Below are 17,088 nucleotides of genomic sequence, written 5' to 3' on the forward strand. Positions count from 1 at the left end.
GAGGGTGATGCCGAGAGATCGGCATTGCTCTGACAAGGCGAGAGCATATGGAAGAAAAGCGGGGAATTGACGAATTTCAGGCAAAAAAAAATGGCGCATGAATGCGCCATTTTTTCGCATGGATTACTTCTTGTAGGAAGTAGCCATGTTGTCGATGCGCTGGTTAGCACGCATAGCTTCTTGCTTGGCTTCTGCAACATCAGCAGCAATCTTGGATTGATCAGCACGAACTGCGCTAACATCTTGAGCCAGTTGGTCAACTTTGTTAGACAGATTCTGAACGGAGGTTTCCAGTTCGCTGGTGTTTGCACAACCGCCCAGCAGAGCGGACAGACCAACAACACCTACCAACAACAATTTTTTCATTTTTAAAAGCTCCCTTTAACTCGCCAGACGTTTAGCAAGCGGCGTGATTATGGCACAAAAGAATCATACTTTGGATAGGCCTCATCACAGATAAATGCATTAAAACCCTCATTTTTTTTTAGTCGCACACTTTATGTGCAAACTTTAAGCAAAAACGAGTGCCTCTGGATGAGGTTCGCACAGAGCGTAACCAAATTTTGTACTTATTACAATTTCGTATGAGGCTCAGGCAGAACGTTCTGACAGCAATTGTCGATACTGCACCAGGTCTTCGATGGTCAGTACCGGCATCTGATGCAGGCGGCCGAAGGCAACCAGGTCTGGCAGACGAGCCATGGAGCCATCTTCTTTGGTCAGCTCACACAAAACCCCGAACGGTTTGAGGCCGGCAAGCTGCATCAGATCGACTGTGGCTTCGGTATGGCCGCGGCGCGTCAGCACACCACCGGTACGTGCCCGCAACGGGAAGACATGGCCTGGGCGATGCAGGTCGGACGGTTTGGCACCATCGGCGATGGCCGCGCGAATGGTCGTGATGCGATCGGCCGCAGAAACCCCGGTAGTGACCCCTTGCGCCGCCTCTATGGTGACGGTGAAAGCGGTCTGATAGTGGCTGGAGTTTGCCTCCACCATCATGGGCAACGCCAGCTGGCGAACGCGCTCATCGGTCAGACAGAGGCAAACGATGCCAGAACACTCGCGGATCATCATGGCCATCTGTTCATTGGTCATGGTTTGTGCGGCGAAAATGAGATCCCCTTCGTTCTCCCGATCTTCATCGTCGGCCACCAAAACGCCGCGACCGGCGCGCAAGGCCGCGAGCGCCGCTTCGACGCGGGCAAGGGGATCACCAAATTCACTGAGTAGAGACTGATTCATGGTAAGACTCCTAAATAAGACAAGGACCAGAATCAGGGCATGGAAAGGCAGACAGAGATAGGTATGCAGCGGCCGGCCCAACGGGGGCATGCCTGCAATATCTGTCTTATCCTCTTTCATCCGGACTATGACCGTCGGCTCCGGCATCTCACCGGATCTGCTGACCCCGACTCAGGTGTGAAACCAAAGTCGGGCGCTCGCGGGCTCCCCGAGTCAGATCGGGATACCGCCGGTGGGGAATTGCACCCCGCCCTGAGAATAAGCGCAGACAGCCTAAAGAAAAAAAACGCAGGATACCAGCCCAAAACCCATCAAAGATGAATACGGAACCGACCAGCGCCCGCAGACAACGACTTGACCCAAGGACGCACGGCGCGCTGTCTTTTCTGATTTTGTTTATGGCATAGTGCCTGAAAAAACGCGCTGCCTGCGCAGACTCAGGCGCCAACACCACAAACGGAATCATGACAGAGATGGAAAAGAAAATACTGCTGACGGACTGTCCGGACGCCAAGGGCCTCATCGCCAAGATCACCAACATCTGCTACAAGCACCAGCTCAACATCAACAAGAACGACGAGTTCGTGGATCATGAAAACGGCCGCTTCTTCATGCGCACCGAGCTGGAGGGGCGTTTCAACGACGAGACCCTGCTGGCGGATCTGGATGATGCCCTGCCCGCCGGCGCCCAGCGCCGCCTGGTCAAGGCGGGCAAGAAGCGCATCGTCATCCTGGTGACCAAGGAGACCCACTGCCTCGGCGACATATTGATGAAGAACTATGCCGGTGCGCTGGACATGGACATAGTGGCGGTGATCGGCAACTACGATACGCTCGCCGAATTGACGGGCAAGTTCGACATTCCGTTCCACACCGTCAGCCATGAGGACCTGAGCCGCACCGAACACGAGGAGCAGGTACGTGCCATCATAGACGGCTACCAGCCCGACTATGTGATCCTGGCCAAGTACATGCGAGTGCTGACCCCGAGCTTCGTCGAAGCCTATCCGCGCAAGATCCTCAATATCCACCACTCCTTCCTGCCCGCCTTCATCGGTGCCCGTCCCTACCGTCAGGCCTTCGATCGCGGAGTCAAGCTGATTGGCGCCACCGCCCACTTCGTCACCGACGATCTGGATGAAGGTCCCATCGTCGAGCAGGACGTGATCCATGTCGGTCACGCCTTCAGTGCCGATGACATGGCCAAAGCCGGTCGTGACGTGGAGAAATCCGTGCTGAGCCGCGCGCTGGAGCTGGTGCTCAACGAACGGGTGTTCGTCTACGGCAACAAGACGGTGGTGTTCAAGTAACCCACCTTTGGCGCCACGCCAGAAACAACAAAGGCTCCCGAGGGAGCCTTTGTTGTTTCTGGCACTGACTTACAGCGGCAGGCCATTGATGGTCATGGCACCCTTGTCGAGCTTCAGCTCGGCGGTCAGCCGGGCCTTGTCCGCCTTGAGATAGCCCATGGCGGCGAACTGTTCCAGCATGGGAGCCAGCTGCGGCACCGCCTTGCCCAGTTTGTCACTGAGATTGGCATGCATCAGGCCGGAGAGGGCATGCATTCCCTGTTCGCTCTGGAACAGCTGTTCCAGAGAAGTGGATGCCAGCTTGACGTCCCCCTTCATGGAAACAGGCTCACCGTTGAGCTGGGCGCTCAAGTCCACCAGCTCCAGGGTCGCACCGCGCTTGAGCAGCTTGTCCAGGGCTTGCTGGATGGCTTCATCTTCCACCCCTTGCCCGCTGGAGGCTTGCAGTGCCTGATAACCTTCCAGATCCAGCCCTTTCAGATTCAGGGCCAGCTTGCTCTGGGTCAGCGCCAGATTATCGGTCTCGTTCTCCAGATTGAGAGTCTCCACCTTCATCTGATAGCTGCTGGAGAGGGTCTGGGCATCATCGCCTTCCAGTTGGGTTTCCGTGGTCAGCCCCTGCAGTGACACCTTGACGCTGTCTGGCAGTTGCACCGACAGCGCAGAGAGGGTCATGTCGCTACGGGGAGAGAGCCAGATCCCGCTGATCTCGGCCATGTCGGCGCTGCCCTTGAGCTCGGCCAGCACCATGTCCATCTTGCTCTGCTCTTCATGCAGTGTCATGCCCTGCCAGTGGAAGGTAACGTGACCGTTGCCATCCATATCGCCGCGGTAGTCGCCCGTCATCGGCAGGAAACTGAACTCGTCGAGCCCCTGCTTGACCTTGAACTCGTTGGCCCAGAAGCGGCTGCTGTTGCTCATGGTCCAGAGGCTGCTGACCGACTCTATGCCAAACTGCCACTGCTCCAGCTTGAGGGCGCTGAACACAGTGGCCAGCGTTCCCTGCTTGGTGTCGAGCAGCATGTTGCTCTTGATATAGAGCGGCAGAATGCGACTGTTGACGATGAACTGCGCCTCGACCGGCTCGCTCCCTTCCAGCTGACCGTCCAGGCTGGCCAGAGTTTGCGGTGTGATCACTACCTTCAAGATGCCGTCACGGGTAAACAGGTTGCTGGCGCCAGGCACCCAGCTCAGCTCGACGCCGCTCTCCTGCTTCACCTTGGCGATCTGCTCGTCCATGATGCGGTCAAACGTATTGCCCGTGTACCAGCAGGCACCCAGCCCACCCACTACCAAGGCCGCACACACGGCCAGCGTTACTCGCTTCTGCATTTTTATATGATTCTCCAAAGGCTCATTGCCGCACTCTACGGGGCGATATCGGGGCTAGGCAAGTCCAATTCAGCATCGACCGCAATTATGTAATGTCACAGCAAGGGACTGAACAGATAGAAGATGTTCTCCATTACCTTCTTGTACCTGGGGCGATCGCGCCACTTGGCCAGGGACATGGGTGTCGCCTCCGTCATATAACCCTGTACCAGATGGGTCATCTCGGCGACAAACAGCGGGTTGTCGATGAGCAGGGTCACCTCGAAGTTGAGCCAGAGGCTGCGTCTGTCCAGGTTTACCGTGCCCACCAGTGCGAAGTCGTCATCCACCAGCACGCTCTTGGTGTGGAGCAGTCCGGCATCGTAGCGATAGACTTCAACCCCGGCCTCCAGCAGCTCCTCCATGAAGGCATTGCAGGCATGGTTGGCCATGATGGAGTCATTGCGCGCGGGCAACACCAGCTGCACCTGCACCCCTCGCGCCGCCGCCGAGGAGAGCGCCGCCGCCAGAGGATCGTCCGGCACGAAATAGGGGGTGGTCAGCACCAGGTGGTGACGGGCCTGGTAGATGGCCAGCAACAGGCTCTGCTGGATGCAGTCACCGCCAACGAAGGGGCCGGACGGGATCAGCTGGGCCCGGTAGTTGCTCTGGGGCCAGGCTTCCGGATCATGCTGCAGGCTGTCGAGCAACCGCTCGCCGGTCTCCATCTCCCAATCCCAGACGAAGATGGACCACATCAGCGGCACCACGGGCCCCTGCACCCTGATCATGATATCGACCCACTGGCCTACCCCGGCGTTCTGCTTGAAGAAGCGGGGATCCACCATGTTCATGGAGCCGGTGTAACCCACCCTGTCATCGATCACCACCAGCTTGCGGTGCATGCGCAGATCCTGGCGCTGGAACGGGATGCGCCAGGCACCGACCGGCAGCACCTCCACCAGTTTGACCCCGGCCTTGCGCAGCTTTTTGGGCCAGTGCGAGCGGAAAAACGTCTTGCTGCCCATGGAATCGAGCAGCAGACGACAATCCACGCCGCGCGCCGCCACTTCCATCAAGGCGTCGCACACATCGTCGGTATCGCCGCCCGGGTGCCAGATGTAGTACTCCAGATAGCAGGACTGGGAGGATTGGCGGATGTCGCGCGCTATCTCGCGCAGTATCGATTCGGGTTGGCTCAGCAGGGTCATGCGGTTGCCGGAGAGCATGGGCATGGCCAGCCGCCCCTGGATCAGATCGTGCAATGGCTGGGCCTTGCTGCCCACCTCGCAGCAGTGCTGGGGAAAGAGCCTAGCCAGCTGCCGGATCCAGATAGCGTAGGGGCGGTACATAGCCTTGGCCCGTTCTGCACGGCGGCGACCGAGCCGGATCTCGCCAAACAGCACATAGAAGCCGACCCCGGCAAACGGGATGGCATAGATGAGCGCCAGCCAGGCAAGCGAGACTCCAATAGGGCGCCGCTTCATCACCACCCGCAAGGAGATCCCTGCCACGATCACGGTGTGAAATAGCAGCAGCAGCCAACCAAGAAACTGGGAAAACAGCAGCTGGATGTCGTACTCCAAACCGTTGATCAAGAGGACTCCTTTTACATCAGGGTAAATGCAGTGGGCAGACCCCACGGGGCCAGGATGGTATGCTGTGAAACACATCCATTCTATCAGGTCGTTAGCATGATCCTGCAATCTATGCTGCTCAGTCTGGCCATGCTAGGTCAAGGCTCATATGACATCAATGAGCAACAAATAAATCAGTACCTGCAATCCCAGGTACAAGTGAACAAACAGCTGGAATTACCCGGCATCATCAAGGCCCACGTACAGCTCGAGCAGAGCGACGTCCAGATCGGGCGTCAGAGCCCGGATACCGCCCGTGTCTATGGCAAGGGAAAACTGAGGATCGCCCTGCCGGATCAGACCGAATACGATGCGCGTCTGAACATGACCTACGAGGCCAGACCACGCTATGACAAGGCTCAGAGCGCCCTCTTCCTCGACAACATCAAGTTGATTGAGTACAAGCTGGAACCGGAAGCGGCGCAGCAGAAGTTCGGCTTCATGCTGGGCATGCTGTTGCAAAGCATGGAGAAACGGCTGGAGACACAGCCCGTCTATCGGCTGAACGACAAGGACCCGAACCAGGCCTGGCTGAAAGAGAATCTGCTGGGGCTTGAGTTGTCACCGGGCAAGATCCACCTGCTGACCAAGCCGCAGTGAGTCGTCAGTTGTAGACGGGAGTGTTGGCCTGACGGACCAGCAGCTCGATCTGGTAACCCTGTTCGCGCTGCTGGTCATAGAGAGAAAAGAGGGGGCCATCGAGCTCATGCAGGGGAAGGTCAGCAAAACCGGCCTTGAGGTAAAACGGCTTCTCGAATGGCAATGCCTGACACACCACTGGCTTGTCCACCAGATCACTGCAGGCATGTTGCAGCAAACGGGAGCCGAGCCCCAGTGAGTGATAGTGGGGCAGCAACCGAAAACCGCACAGGTGGTAGTAATCCTGCTCGTCGCGCAGGCGTACGGCGCCCACCAGCCAGTGCGCATCGCGCACCACGAAGATACGCTCAGCCAAATCCGGCACGTAATGGGAGAAAGTCGTTTCGTAGTAGTCCCTGATCAGGGAAAGATCCGCATCACAGTACTCTTCGAACGTGAGTTCCATCGCCCGCTTGCTTATCACACCCGTTCCATCCTTGGCCGCTCGGCCAGTCTTCAAATGTCAGTGGCTGCCCGGAAAGAGATCCGACCAGACAAGTCAGCAAGATATCACGCCTTTTAGTAACAAAAAAGCCAGTAACCGCGCCTGTTTGTACACTTTTCAACACACTGCTGACCGCATAAATCACAGGCAATGCTACCACGGTATCCCAATGTGGGCACGGCTTGCTCGCGGCGATTAATTTTACGGCAAGGGACTATTTAATCGAACGTAAGCCCATGATTTAAAATATAAAAATCACTTCGTAAACATTTATTAACAAGCCTAATGAGTTACACCCAGCCATAAAAAGCCTCAATCGAATAGCAATCTTGGTGTTTCACCCTATGGTGAAGCCTTGGCATAGCATAGCGCTGTCGTTGCCTGAGTGGGACAACCCCCACGCTGTCACCTCACCACTTTGCCAAGGAGATACCATGTTCAAACCCACCCCCTCCCTGCTGATGCTGGCACTACTGCCCACCGCCAGCTGGGCCGGCGACATCCACATCCCGATTGCTCCCTATCACTTCACCCAGCAGCAGCTCAACGCCAGCGGCGGCATCACTGTGCCACTGGACGAGGCCCACTTCGTGTTTGGCGAGGCAGCCATGGCGTTCGATCTGCACGACTTTTTGCTGCAACAGGCGCCTCACCTGCTGCCCAAGGAGGAGGTGATCCTGCACTGGAGCGGCATTACCAGCCTCAACCCCCAGCTGCTGCTGGCCTTGATGGAAGCAAACAGCCAGCTCATATCGGCCCCCTCCAAGCAAGCCATGGCGGCCCCCTTCGCCAAGCTGGTCAAGGCCAGGGGATTCGATAACCAGCTCGAACAGATTGCTCGCCAGCTCTCCGAGCGCTTCTACCAGGCCAAAGCCCAGTTGCGGCTGAGCCAGCGCAGCGTCCCTGCCCTCCCCCCGCTGGCGGCGCATCAGGCCGCCCTGGGCAGTCTGCTCACTCCCCACGACCAGCAAGAGTTGAGCGAGCAGTGGCAGACCCTGTTTGGCAAGGAAGCCATGACGTCGCCCAAGGCCCCTGCTGCGGTTCCCTCGGCCCGGCTGGCCGGTGGCCAGTTCCAGCTGCCCTGGCGCCAGGGCTACAGCTGGAAGGTGAACGGCGCCCACTCCCATACCGGTTCGGGCTACCCCTACTCCTCCATCGACGTCTCCTACGACTGGCCGGGCTGGGGCGGTGCCACCTACACGGTCACCGCCGCCAACAGCGGCACAGTCACCGTCTTCTCCCGCTGCCAGGTGCGGATCACGGCCCCCAACGGCTGGGCCACCAACTACTACCACATGAGCGGCATCTCGGTGCGCAGCGGCGACTATGTGGCGGCGGATACCCCCATAGGCACCTATGCCAGCAACCGCAACGAGGCCCTGTGCGAGGGCGGTTCCTCCACGGGTCCGCACCTGCACTTCTCCCTGCTCTACAACGGGGTGTTCCAGTCCCTGCAGGGGCAACGCCTGAGCAGCTATGCCGTCAACGTCGGCGCCAACAACTACGACGACAACTGCAACCGCTTCTGGCTGCAGAACAGCCGCAACGGCCAGCGTTTCTGTGCCTGGCAGCCGCTCTACAACAACGGCCTCGACTGAGTTGCCAGCCAACCGCTGCAGTGATGGGAAAGTCAGTAATGACGGGGCCAGGCGGTTTTATGCAAGTCGTCACAGATCTGCACAGTCCGCTTTGAAAACGCTCACAAAACAGTCAAAAGGAGATTGCCGGCCCGAAGGGCCGGTGTGAGGCTCTGGGTGCCCACATGGGCACCCAAACAAGGACAGACAATAATGAAAAAAACAGCGGGAATCTGGGTGATCGCAGGCATGCTGATCGCCCCTCTGGCACACGCCGACGTCATACTGCACGCCTTCAACTGGCAATACAGCGAAGTCACCGCCAAGGCCGATCTCATCAAGGCCGCCGGCTACAAGCAGGTGCTCATCTCGCCCCCCCTCAAATCATCGGGCAACGAGTGGTGGGCACGCTATCAACCGCAGGATCTGCGCCTCATCGATACCCCCCTTGGCAACAAGCAGGATCTCGAGCAGCTGATCGCCGCCATGCAGGCAAGAGGCATAGCCGTCTATGCCGATATTGTGCTCAACCACATGGCCAACGAGAGCTGGAAGCGCAGCGATCTCAACTACCCCGGCAGCGAACTGCTCGGTCAGTATGCGGCCAACCCCACCTACTTCGAACGCCAGAAGCTGTTTGGCGATCTGGGCCAGAACTTGCTGGCCGGATCGGATTTTCACCCCGAAGGCTGCATCACCGACTGGAGCGATCCGGGCCACGTCCAGTACTGGCGCCTGTGTGGCGGCGCCGGTGACAAGGGGCTGCCGGATCTTGATCCCAACAACTGGGTAGTGAGCCAGCAGCAGGCCTATCTCAAGGCGCTCAAGGGGATGGGGATCAAGGGCTTTCGGGTCGATGCGGTCAAGCACATGAGCGATTACCAGATCAATGCCGTGTTCACCCCCGAGATAAAACAGGGCATGCACGTCTTTGGCGAGGTGATCACCACGGGGGGCGCCGGCAGCACGGATTACGAGCGCTTCCTCAAACCCTATCTCGACAACAGCGGTCAGGGGGCCTATGACTTTCCGCTGTTTGCCTCCCTGCGCGGGGCGCTCGGTTATGGCGGCAGCATGAGCCTGCTGGCCGACCCCGGTGCCTACGGTCAGGCCCTGCCTGGCAGCCGCGCCGTCACCTTCGCCATCACCCACGACATTCCCACCAACGATGGCTTTCGCTACCAGATCCTGAACCAGACCGACGAGAAGCTGGCCTATGCCTACCTGCTCGGTCGCGATGGTGGCTCGCCGCTAGTCTATTCCGATCACGGCGAGACCCAGGCCAAGGATGGGCTGCGCTGGCAGGATTATTACCAGCGCGCGGATCTCAAAGGCATGATCCGCTTCCATAACGCGCTGCAGGGCCAGCCCATGCAACTGGTCGGCAGCGGCGACTGTTTCGTGCTGTTCAAACGGGGCAAGCAGGGGCTGGTCGGTGTCAACAAGTGCGAGTACGAGCAGGAGTACTGGCTCGATACCGCCAAATTCGAGATGAACTGGTATCGCAACTACCGGGATGTGCTCGATCAAAACGCCGTCATCAATGTGCAGAGTCAGTGGGTACGGGTCGCCATTCCCGCCCGCAGCGCCCGACTCTGGCTGCAAGAATAAGGAGTATCGCCCTGCCAGGGGCCGCCACTGCGCGGCCCCGCTTGTTTACTCTGCCTATTTCAACTCGGCGCTCATCGGCGGCTTGTTCTGCCACCATCAGGATGCTTTACTCACAATGCCAATCAGGCTGAAGGAGCAAGCCGTTGAAAGCATGGATGTTGATGGGGCTGATCCCGCTGTTTTCCCCGCCCGGCTGGAGCCGGACGCCACCGCCGGCGGAGGTGGTGATCCTGACCGCCGAGACCCAGGCCCCCCTTCACATTCCCAAGGCGGCGCCTGCCCCCGGCGTGTCACCCTCCCCTGTTTCTGCACCGGCCCCAGCGCCTGCAAAAATCACGCAGCCATCCGGCACTCGCCAGATCCAGGTTTACAAATCGGTGCAAAAAAATGGCGTGGTGCGCTATTCCGACATGATGCCGGATCAGGGTCACTATGAGTTGCTGCTGTTCAACGACTGCTACGCCTGCAACCCGGCCTCAACGGTCAACTGGCACACCACGGGTCTCTTTCTCTATGACTATGCCAGCACCATACAGGCGGCGGCCAAGGCCTATCAGGTCGAGCCCGCACTCATACGGGCGCTGATCCACGCAGAGTCTGCCTTCAACCCGCAAGCCATCTCCCGCAAGGGGGCCATGGGATTGACCCAGCTGATGCCCGCCACGGCCCGTGAGCTGGGGGTCGGTGATGCCCTGATGGCGGAGCAGAATATCTTTGGCGGGGTGAAATACCTGGCAGGTCTGCTCAAGCAATATGGCGGCAACATAGCGCTGGCGACCGCGGCCTACAACGCCGGGGCCGGTGCGGTACAAAAGCATGGGGGTATCCCCCCTTACGCCGAGACCCGCGCCTATGTGGAACGGGTGCAACTGCTGCACCTGCGCTACAAGGAGATGCTGAGCGCTCGGGGTCTTTGAATGCCTCCCCCCTGAAACGAAAAAACACGCCCGGGGGCGTGTCGATACCACACTTTATTCGTCACGGATCACGCTTTCGTTGCAATCACGCGATAGGCCAACGCACCCAGAATGGCACCGACGATCGGTGCAACCCAGAACAGCCACAGCTGGCTGACGGCCCAATCCCCCACAAACAGGGCAACCCCTGTGCTGCGCGCCGGGTTGACCGAGGTATTGGTCACCGGAATGCTGATGAGGTGGACAAGCGTCAGGCACAAACCGATGGCAATGGGGGCAAAACCGGCCGGTGCACGGCTGTCGGTGGCACCCATGATGACGAACAGGAAGAAGCCGGTCATAACCACTTCACACACCAAGGCCGCCAGCAGGCTGTAACCGCCCGGTGAGTGTTCGCCATAGCCGTTGGAGGCAAAACCGGCACTCACATCAAAGCCGGCCTGACCACTGGCAATCACATAGAGCACGGCCGCGGCAGCAATCCCGCCCAATACCTGAGCGACTATGTAAGACAACACGCCGGATGCCGGGAAGCGGCCACCGGCCCACAACCCCAGTGTCACGGCCGGGTTCAGGTGACAACCTGAAATGTGGCCGATGGCATAGGCCATGGTCAGCACAGTCAGACCAAATGCCAGCGCCACGCCCAGCAGGCCAATCCCCACGTTCGGGAAGGCGGCGGCCAAGACGGCACTGCCACAGCCCCCCAACACCAGCCAGAAGGTGCCCATAAACTCAGCTGCAAAAGGTTTCACATTTATATCTCCCAATGATGGATGGAACATGAGCCAGAGCTCATGAGGTCGCCGTTATTCAACGGGCGACACATTATGGGAGTGTGAAATAACAAGGCGAAGTGGGCCTGCCTTATTCCTGAAATGTGATGAGAATCACAAGTTATTGATTAATTGGGGAGATTTCCGTCAAGATGCAAACTGCACCAGACGGAGCTCATTCATGCCATGCGACAACTTGTGACCTTGCTGACTCTTTTGACAACAAGTCAGCACGCGAGTGGATAAATGGCGCGGATAAACGAGGAGGGCGCACGGGCGCCCTCCTCTCACACAGGTCCTCAGACACAGCCAGGATTCAGCGATAGCGGCCGCGCACCGAACTGGTGGCCCGCCCCGCCATTTTGATCAGGCTCTGGCGGGTATGGAAGTGGCAGATCGCCACCCCCAGCGCATCCGCCGCATCCGCCTGGGGCGTGGCCGACAGCTTGAGCAGATGGGTCACCATGTGCTGTACCTGCTCCTTGGCCGCCCCACCCGTACCCACCACAGCCTGCTTGATCTGGGTCGCCGAGTATTCGCTGACCGGCAGCAGGGCGTTGACCGCCGCGACTATGGCACTGCCCCTGGCCTGACCCAGCTTCAAGGCCGAATCGGCGTTGCGGGCCATGAAGACCCGCTCTATGGCGAACTCGTCGGGCTTGAACTGGGTGATGATCTCGCTCACCCCGTCATACACCTGCTTGAGGCGCGACGGCAGCTCGCCCAGGTCGGTGCGAATGCAGCCGGAGCCCAGGTATTCCGCCTTGCCTGCGACTATGCGGATAACGCCGTATCCTGTGATCCGGGAACCCGGGTCTATGCCCAAAATAATGCTCATGACACTCTGTTGCTCTGAAGGCAGTTCATGGGCGCCAAGATAGCAAACAAGCGTCCGCTTGGCTCGCGCGGCGGCGCCCTCGCCGGCTGACTGCGCAGGGATCCGTCATTTTGTACAGTGGTCGGCCTGTTCCTTCACCCGTGAGGGCCCGCAAAATCAGGCGCGGCAGGCGCAGGAGAAGGATCAGTCCGCCAGCGCCACCAGCCGCTCGGCCAGTCGATGGCCGTGCAGATAGCTCTCGATGAGTGCCCCATCGGCCTTGCCTGCCTCGATCTGCCGATACCAGTGATCGAGCATAGCCACGAAGCCCCGCTGGGCCAGTACCGGCTGCCAGTCGTCCGGTGTCAGGGTCTGCACGATTTTGTCTCGGGCAATCGTGCCCCGGGTGCAGTTTTCCAGGTGCAGGGAGAGGTTGTCGCCGTAAGCATCGACACGCTCCTCCGTGATGCCGGCGCTACGGTTCATGCTGCCGCTCACCGCCGTCTGCCCGCTTTGCCAGGCCACGCTCACCCCGGCCAGCAGCTCGGGCTGTTGACTGCTGCGTCTCAATACAGCATGCAGATCTCCCCTCGGAGCGCCGCCATAGAAGCAGAGGCTGTCGAGCACATGGATAAAGTCGTCGAACAGGAACTGGCGCGGCAGCCCCGGCAAGGCGTGTCTGTGCTTTTGCCAGTTAAGTTCGGTGAGCGGCTGATTATCTGTACGGGCGGCGCGCATGGCGGGCAGATAGCGGCGGTTGAAGCCGACAAACAGCGGGCAGTCCTGCGCCATGGCGAGGTTGGCGAGCGCCTCCACCTCGGCGAAATGAAAGCAGAGCGGCTTGTCGACAAAGGTGGGGATGCCGGCACGCAGGCACTGCTGGGCCAGCTTGCCATGCACGGCGGTGGCGGCGTGGATCATCACGGCATCCGGGCGACTCCCTAGCAGCGCATCCACATCGGTAAAGCACTCGGGGATCCGGTACTGGCGGGCCAGCTTGCCCAGCACCGCCGGATTGCGGGTGCAGAGCAGCGGGGTGACTCGCTCGTCGCTGGCCAGCAGCGGCAGATAGGCCTTCTGGGCAATATCGCCGAGGCCAATCAAGGCAATGCGCATCTCGACTCCTTTTCACTCGATAACGGGATAACCGGCTAAGTTGCCCGCACCATCTCAGGATTTCCCCCGCAGATCCAGCCTTGCCGCAACCTGTGCTGCCTCATCCCTCTCAGCCTTCCCCTTCGCAAGGGTGAGGAGCAGGCGGGAGTGGCTTTACTCCCTCCCCTGCCAAGAGACAAGGTGGGCTGATATTTATCGCCAGCAAAACGGGTTTCGTATTGCACCCATTTTGGCTAACATGCCCCACTTTCAGGAGACATAGGGGCAAGGAACTGATGAGCAACAAGACGCTGCAATCCCTCTTTCACTACAAGCGTTGGGCCGATGGCGAGCTGCTGGATGCGATCGCCACGCTGGACTCGCAGCAATATGCCGAAGACCACCACACCTGCCTTCGGATCTTCAACCATATCCATGTGGTCGATGCCATCTTCAAGGCCAATCTGCTGGGGGAGTCTCACGGCTTCAGTGCCACCAATACCCCGGAGACGCCGACCCTGGCGGCGCTGCGCAGCTCGGTCACGGCACTGGATAACTGGCTGGTGGATTACGTCGCGACCCTGAGCCCGCAAAAGGGTGCAACCCCGCTCTCGTTTCGCTTTGTCGATGGCGACAGGGGGCAGATGAGCCGCGAGGAGATGCTGCTGCATCTGGTGACCCACGGCGGCTATCACAGAGGGGCAATCGGGCGCATTCTGGTGCAGTGCGGCATCACGCCGCCACGGGATACCCTGACCACCTTTTTGCATCGCAGCGAACCCGAGCGGCGCGGTGAAGATGACTCAAACAGAGTCCTGCCCTTATGAACCGATCCATGCGCTTCTCTCGCCCGTTACTGCTCGTGCTGCCATTGCTGCTGGGCGGATGTGCCGCTGCCATCGATCACTACTCGGGGCGCTTTCGCAACACCCTGGCACAGGGGGAGACGCGCGCGACCATTCGCGCCGAACTGGGCGATCCCCAGCTTTGCCAGCAGGCCGCCTTTCTGGCCGAGGATAATGTGCAGGGCTGCGATCGCTTTACCGTGCTTGGCAAGATCCACAAGCGTGCTGACGGCAATGGCCAGGCCACGGCGAGCGCCGTGACAATGGGGCTGGGGGAGCTGATCCTGATACCGATGACGGTGGCTGGCGTTGCGGCGGACTACACCCAGCGCCATACCATTACCGTCTATTACGATCGGGACGATCACTATCTGTTTCACACCCTGCTCAATGGCAAGGGGCAGGAAGTGTGGCAATAAGCTCCTCCAATTTGGAAGCTCCTCCAATTTGGACACCCACCTTTTGGAGCAAACCGCTATCAGGCTTCTGCTGAAATAAAAAGGGTGAATACATTCGAGATGGCACCAGCAAAAGTCGGCTCGGGAGAGACTTTTGGAGGTTTAGAAAGCAGCTGCCCCTGCACAGCCATCCACTGAACTGTGTGCAATACCCGGCGCTATCGGCAGGAGAGGTGCAAATCAATCATAACCGTGGTTGATGGCATCGCCGCTGGCCACAGTGGTGGGCGAACTGCTTGCAATGATCCCTGTCCCCCACCACTCTGATCCCTTGTCGCCTAAACAGCATCACCTGTTTCAACCAACGGGGGCCATCAAGACCCAACCGCGCCAGGATGGGGGCAAGGCGGGCCGGAATATGACCCCGCTTGTCGGGCCGAATAGCACGACCGGTCCAATCTACCAGCATCAGGTAGTCAGTGAAGGCATAGGGCAATCCTTCAGGCTTCCCCTGGCTGGCAAACGGCAGCAAAAGTGGTGGCAGAACATCGGGAGTGGCGGGCTCGTCAAGACGCTGTTTGATGCTGGTGTAGTCGCTTTGTTCTGGCCGGTCGGTCAGCGCCGCCCGTATCGGATTGAGGTCAACATACGCCATGCAAGCCAACAATGCTGACTCGGTGAGCAAAGCCTGACTCTTGAAACGCCCCTCCCAGAAATGGCCTTTGCAACCATCTTCCTGATTGGCCTGACGGGCCAGATTTTCATTGAGTAGCCGAATAAACCAGCTGATGGAATAAAGCCGCTCTCGCCATTGGGCAAGCAATTGCTGTACGACAGCCAGTTCAGGCTCGATCAGCGTCTCCCCCTGATACCAGCGTCGCACCAGCAGCGGCCACTGGAAAAGGGCCGCCCAGCGTTCGGCTACCTCCCGATCGCTCCAGCTGGCAGCGGTATCGGACTCCACCTTGAGCACCAGATGATAGTGATTGTTCATCACCGTATAGGCACAAACACCGATGGCAAATAGCCGCGACAGTTGCCCTAGCTTATCGACCACCCACTGACGCCGATGTGCGTAACTCTGGCCAGAATGTGCATCCTCCCCACACAGGAAGGCTCGCCGCACGCAGCGGCTGACCACGTGGTAGTAAGGCGTATCCTGCAAACTGATTTGACGTGAACGGGCAATGGTCATGGCACATCCCTCGACTGTGACTTCTCAAGTCAAGAACAGCACTACGCCGCTGTCAAAAAGGTGGGTGTCCCAGATTTTCTGCCCCATGGCCAGGTGACAGCCGTTTGCAGGGTGACTCGGGAAATCCCGCTAAGATTGCTCTCTGCGATCCAGCCATTTACCCACTCTGGCCCCCAGCCCGGAGCAGAGCAGGGCGCTGACAATGGCCCCTATCATCCGGTTGGTCTCGGAGAACGCTTTTGTCTCAACAAACTGGTAGGCAATCAGATTGAAAATAAGGATCCCGAGCAGCAGCCCCAGCCCGCTGCCCATCTTCTCTCTTCTGGATCTCGCTTTCACCGCCATTCATTGCTCCTGTGCAAGGGAGCCGGCCATTCAGCCCCTCCCCTTATCCATAGGCCGAACAAGATAGCAAAGCCGCGCCTGCTTGCCCGCCTTTATCCCGTCCGCTTAAGCGCTTTGATGACGCAGTTCAAAAAACGATGATTTCCTGATGGTTGCATCAGTTTTATGCTCGCGGGCCCAGCTTCGTTTGACTTACCATAGCCATCCAGAACCTATTGAACTGCGATGGGTTGCTGCCAGTGCGGGTCAAAGGAGCATATTGGAAGCTGTCATCCACGGGCGGTAGCGTGAGATTTGGTAGCGTTACGCCTCACCCGGAAAGGTGGGTGTCCCAGATTTAGCGTGTTTTTCATCGGGTGGCACTGAGAGACACAAAGTCCAGTAAAAAAATATCAACTCAACTTATGTGGTTTTTATGAAACATTTTTCTGTAGAACAACCAGAATTCAAAAGAACGCTTATTAGCTGCATTGAAAACTCAGGTCTAATTCCAATTATTGGAGCTGGTTTTACCAAAAGGATGGAGTCATTTAAAGGCAAAGTTCCTGATGGTGAAGAGTTAAGAAAGTTAATGATTAAAAGTATCCGTTCAGAAGCTCTAGCCTCTGCAGATAAGATATCAAAAATAGAGTTAAGAGATCTCAAAGAAATCTCTCGCTACTATATGAAGAATGATTATGTGTCTAAAGAAAAAAGACATGAAGACCTAAGGAAGGTGCGAATAAGCGGGGAAATTCTTCTCAGCTGACTCAGTCATTTCATTTCTTCATGTTTGAGCCGATTTTTTCTCCCGTAAATGCCTCGAATCAGCCTATTTAGACCGTTTCTTCGCCATTTAAGGCGTTATTCCCAGTTTTTAGTGAGATCTCTCCCACTGACGTATCATTTGGTCCGCCCGAAACAGGTTGGCCAGCGTGAATAACAT

General features: G+C 58.2%; 18 protein-coding genes and 1 riboswitch. Of the genes, 8 read left to right on the top strand and 10 right to left on the bottom strand.

The annotated features are described in order from the left end of the window. Positions 1-123 precede the first annotated feature (123 nt). A complete protein-coding gene (locus tag OKC28_RS05465) occupies positions 124-366 on the bottom strand; it encodes an Lpp/OprI family alanine-zipper lipoprotein (RefSeq protein WP_005334342.1) in 243 nt (80 codons plus the stop codon). A gap of 225 nt (positions 367-591) precedes the next feature. Next, on the bottom strand, positions 592-1,245 hold the full coding sequence (ribB, locus tag OKC28_RS05470) for a 3,4-dihydroxy-2-butanone-4-phosphate synthase (protein ID WP_005316761.1): 654 nt from the start codon (positions 1,243-1,245) through the stop codon (positions 592-594). 104 nt (positions 1,246-1,349) lie between these two features. Beyond that, positions 1,350-1,509, bottom strand: a riboswitch (FMN riboswitch). A 209-nt stretch (positions 1,510-1,718) separates the two neighbouring features. Between ribB and purU the strand changes: the two genes are divergently transcribed. Further along, a complete protein-coding gene (purU, locus tag OKC28_RS05475; protein ID WP_059113012.1) occupies positions 1,719-2,555 on the top strand; it encodes a formyltetrahydrofolate deformylase in 837 nt (278 codons plus the stop codon). A 69-nt stretch (positions 2,556-2,624) separates the two neighbouring features. Here purU and OKC28_RS05480 read toward each other — a convergent pair whose 3' ends face one another. Both OKC28_RS05480 and cls read right to left on the bottom strand, forming a co-directional pair. Continuing rightward, a complete protein-coding gene (locus OKC28_RS05480; protein ID WP_270688014.1) occupies positions 2,625-3,887 on the bottom strand; it encodes a DUF945 family protein in 1,263 nt (420 codons plus the stop codon). 95 nt (positions 3,888-3,982) lie between these two features. Continuing rightward, positions 3,983-5,464: a cardiolipin synthase gene (cls, locus tag OKC28_RS05485; protein WP_021138398.1), complete on the bottom strand. Its 1,482-nt coding sequence runs from the start codon at positions 5,462-5,464 to the stop codon at positions 3,983-3,985. Positions 5,465-5,560: 96 nt separating this feature from the next. On the opposite strand from cls, the gene OKC28_RS05490 reads away from it, so the two are divergent. Further along, complete coding sequence (locus OKC28_RS05490) at positions 5,561-6,103, top strand: DUF1439 domain-containing protein (protein WP_005316771.1); 543 nt, start codon at positions 5,561-5,563, stop codon at positions 6,101-6,103. Positions 6,104-6,107: 4 nt separating this feature from the next. On the opposite strand, the gene OKC28_RS05495 is transcribed toward OKC28_RS05490, so the two are convergent. After that, positions 6,108-6,548, bottom strand: coding sequence for a GNAT family N-acetyltransferase (locus tag OKC28_RS05495; protein WP_270688017.1), 441 nt, complete (start codon positions 6,546-6,548; stop codon positions 6,108-6,110). Between the two features lie 473 nt (positions 6,549-7,021). Here OKC28_RS05495 and OKC28_RS05500 point away from each other — a divergent pair, with 473 nt between their 5' ends. From OKC28_RS05500 to OKC28_RS05510, 3 genes are all read left to right on the top strand, one after another. Beyond that, the gene (locus OKC28_RS05500) at positions 7,022-8,185 is read left to right on the top strand and encodes a M23 family metallopeptidase (protein WP_270688019.1); all 1,164 of its coding nucleotides are present in this window, start codon (positions 7,022-7,024) and stop codon (positions 8,183-8,185) included. Positions 8,186-8,377: 192 nt separating this feature from the next. Next, positions 8,378-9,775: an alpha-amylase family protein gene (locus OKC28_RS05505; protein ID WP_270688021.1), complete on the top strand. Its 1,398-nt coding sequence runs from the start codon at positions 8,378-8,380 to the stop codon at positions 9,773-9,775. 155 nt (positions 9,776-9,930) lie between these two features. Continuing rightward, positions 9,931-10,692, top strand: coding sequence for a lytic transglycosylase domain-containing protein (locus OKC28_RS05510; protein ID WP_270688036.1), 762 nt, complete (start codon positions 9,931-9,933; stop codon positions 10,690-10,692). A 68-nt stretch (positions 10,693-10,760) separates the two neighbouring features. Here OKC28_RS05510 and aqpZ read toward each other — a convergent pair whose 3' ends face one another. From aqpZ to OKC28_RS05525, 3 genes are all read right to left on the bottom strand, one after another. Beyond that, positions 10,761-11,447: an aquaporin Z gene (gene aqpZ, locus OKC28_RS05515; protein ID WP_059113043.1), complete on the bottom strand. Its 687-nt coding sequence runs from the start codon at positions 11,445-11,447 to the stop codon at positions 10,761-10,763. 337 nt (positions 11,448-11,784) lie between these two features. After that, a complete protein-coding gene (gene ruvC / locus OKC28_RS05520) occupies positions 11,785-12,306 on the bottom strand; it encodes a crossover junction endodeoxyribonuclease RuvC (RefSeq protein ID WP_017412842.1) in 522 nt (173 codons plus the stop codon). A gap of 183 nt (positions 12,307-12,489) precedes the next feature. Next, a complete protein-coding gene (locus tag OKC28_RS05525) occupies positions 12,490-13,401 on the bottom strand; it encodes a Gfo/Idh/MocA family protein (RefSeq protein WP_270688024.1) in 912 nt (303 codons plus the stop codon). 275 nt (positions 13,402-13,676) lie between these two features. On the opposite strand from OKC28_RS05525, the gene OKC28_RS05530 reads away from it, so the two are divergent. Both OKC28_RS05530 and OKC28_RS05535 read left to right on the top strand, forming a co-directional pair. After that, on the top strand, positions 13,677-14,207 hold the full coding sequence (locus OKC28_RS05530; RefSeq protein ID WP_265457508.1) for a DinB family protein: 531 nt from the start codon (positions 13,677-13,679) through the stop codon (positions 14,205-14,207). Continuing rightward, on the top strand, positions 14,204-14,644 hold the full coding sequence (locus OKC28_RS05535) for a hypothetical protein (RefSeq protein WP_256684766.1): 441 nt from the start codon (positions 14,204-14,206) through the stop codon (positions 14,642-14,644). The genes OKC28_RS05530 and OKC28_RS05535 overlap by 4 nt, the downstream gene beginning before the upstream one ends. 223 nt (positions 14,645-14,867) lie before the next feature. On the opposite strand, the gene OKC28_RS05540 is transcribed toward OKC28_RS05535, so the two are convergent. Both OKC28_RS05540 and OKC28_RS05545 read right to left on the bottom strand, forming a co-directional pair. Beyond that, positions 14,868-15,818 (bottom strand): transposase, encoded by a 951-nt coding sequence (locus tag OKC28_RS05540; protein ID WP_270688028.1) that lies wholly within the window; start codon positions 15,816-15,818, stop codon positions 14,868-14,870. Positions 15,819-15,947: 129 nt separating this feature from the next. Continuing rightward, positions 15,948-16,163, bottom strand: a complete 216-nt coding sequence (locus OKC28_RS05545; RefSeq protein WP_270688030.1) for a hypothetical protein — start codon at positions 16,161-16,163, stop codon at positions 15,948-15,950. 415 nt (positions 16,164-16,578) lie between these two features. Here OKC28_RS05545 and OKC28_RS05550 point away from each other — a divergent pair, with 415 nt between their 5' ends. Then, positions 16,579-16,911 carry a hypothetical protein gene (locus OKC28_RS05550; RefSeq protein ID WP_270688032.1) on the top strand — a complete coding sequence of 111 codons (333 nt, stop codon included), beginning with the start codon at positions 16,579-16,581 and terminating at the stop codon, positions 16,909-16,911. The last annotated feature ends 177 nt before the right edge of the window (positions 16,912-17,088 follow it).

It is taken from the genome of Aeromonas sp. D3 (genome assembly GCF_027705025.1).
Classification (GTDB): Bacteria; Pseudomonadota; Gammaproteobacteria; order Enterobacterales; family Aeromonadaceae; genus Aeromonas; species Aeromonas salmonicida.

Excerpts from the sequence above, each read along its gene's own strand:
- OKC28_RS05465 (WP_005334342.1), bottom strand. The coding sequence starts at position 366 with ATGAAAAAATTGTTGTTGGTAGGTGTTGTTGGTCTGTCCGCTCTGCTG.
- ribB (WP_005316761.1), bottom strand. The coding sequence starts at position 1,245 with ATGAATCAGTCTCTACTCAGTGAATTTGGTGATCCCCTTGCCCGCGTC.
- purU (WP_059113012.1), top strand. The coding sequence starts at position 1,719 with ATGGAAAAGAAAATACTGCTGACGGACTGTCCGGACGCCAAGGGCCTC.
- OKC28_RS05480 (WP_270688014.1), bottom strand. The coding sequence starts at position 3,887 with ATGCAGAAGCGAGTAACGCTGGCCGTGTGTGCGGCCTTGGTAGTGGGT.
- OKC28_RS05490 (WP_005316771.1), top strand. The coding sequence starts at position 5,561 with ATGATCCTGCAATCTATGCTGCTCAGTCTGGCCATGCTAGGTCAAGGC.
- OKC28_RS05495 (WP_270688017.1), bottom strand. The coding sequence starts at position 6,548 with ATGGAACTCACGTTCGAAGAGTACTGTGATGCGGATCTTTCCCTGATC.
- OKC28_RS05500 (WP_270688019.1), top strand. The coding sequence starts at position 7,022 with ATGTTCAAACCCACCCCCTCCCTGCTGATGCTGGCACTACTGCCCACC.
- OKC28_RS05505 (WP_270688021.1), top strand. The coding sequence starts at position 8,378 with ATGAAAAAAACAGCGGGAATCTGGGTGATCGCAGGCATGCTGATCGCC.
- OKC28_RS05510 (WP_270688036.1), top strand. The coding sequence starts at position 9,931 with ATGTTGATGGGGCTGATCCCGCTGTTTTCCCCGCCCGGCTGGAGCCGG.
- ruvC (WP_017412842.1), bottom strand. The coding sequence starts at position 12,306 with ATGAGCATTATTTTGGGCATAGACCCGGGTTCCCGGATCACAGGATAC.
- OKC28_RS05525 (WP_270688024.1), bottom strand. The coding sequence starts at position 13,401 with ATGCGCATTGCCTTGATTGGCCTCGGCGATATTGCCCAGAAGGCCTAT.
- OKC28_RS05530 (WP_265457508.1), top strand. The coding sequence starts at position 13,677 with ATGAGCAACAAGACGCTGCAATCCCTCTTTCACTACAAGCGTTGGGCC.
- OKC28_RS05535 (WP_256684766.1), top strand. The coding sequence starts at position 14,204 with ATGAACCGATCCATGCGCTTCTCTCGCCCGTTACTGCTCGTGCTGCCA.
- OKC28_RS05540 (WP_270688028.1), bottom strand. The coding sequence starts at position 15,818 with ATGACCATTGCCCGTTCACGTCAAATCAGTTTGCAGGATACGCCTTAC.
- OKC28_RS05545 (WP_270688030.1), bottom strand. The coding sequence starts at position 16,163 with ATGGCGGTGAAAGCGAGATCCAGAAGAGAGAAGATGGGCAGCGGGCTG.
- OKC28_RS05550 (WP_270688032.1), top strand. The coding sequence starts at position 16,579 with ATGAAACATTTTTCTGTAGAACAACCAGAATTCAAAAGAACGCTTATT.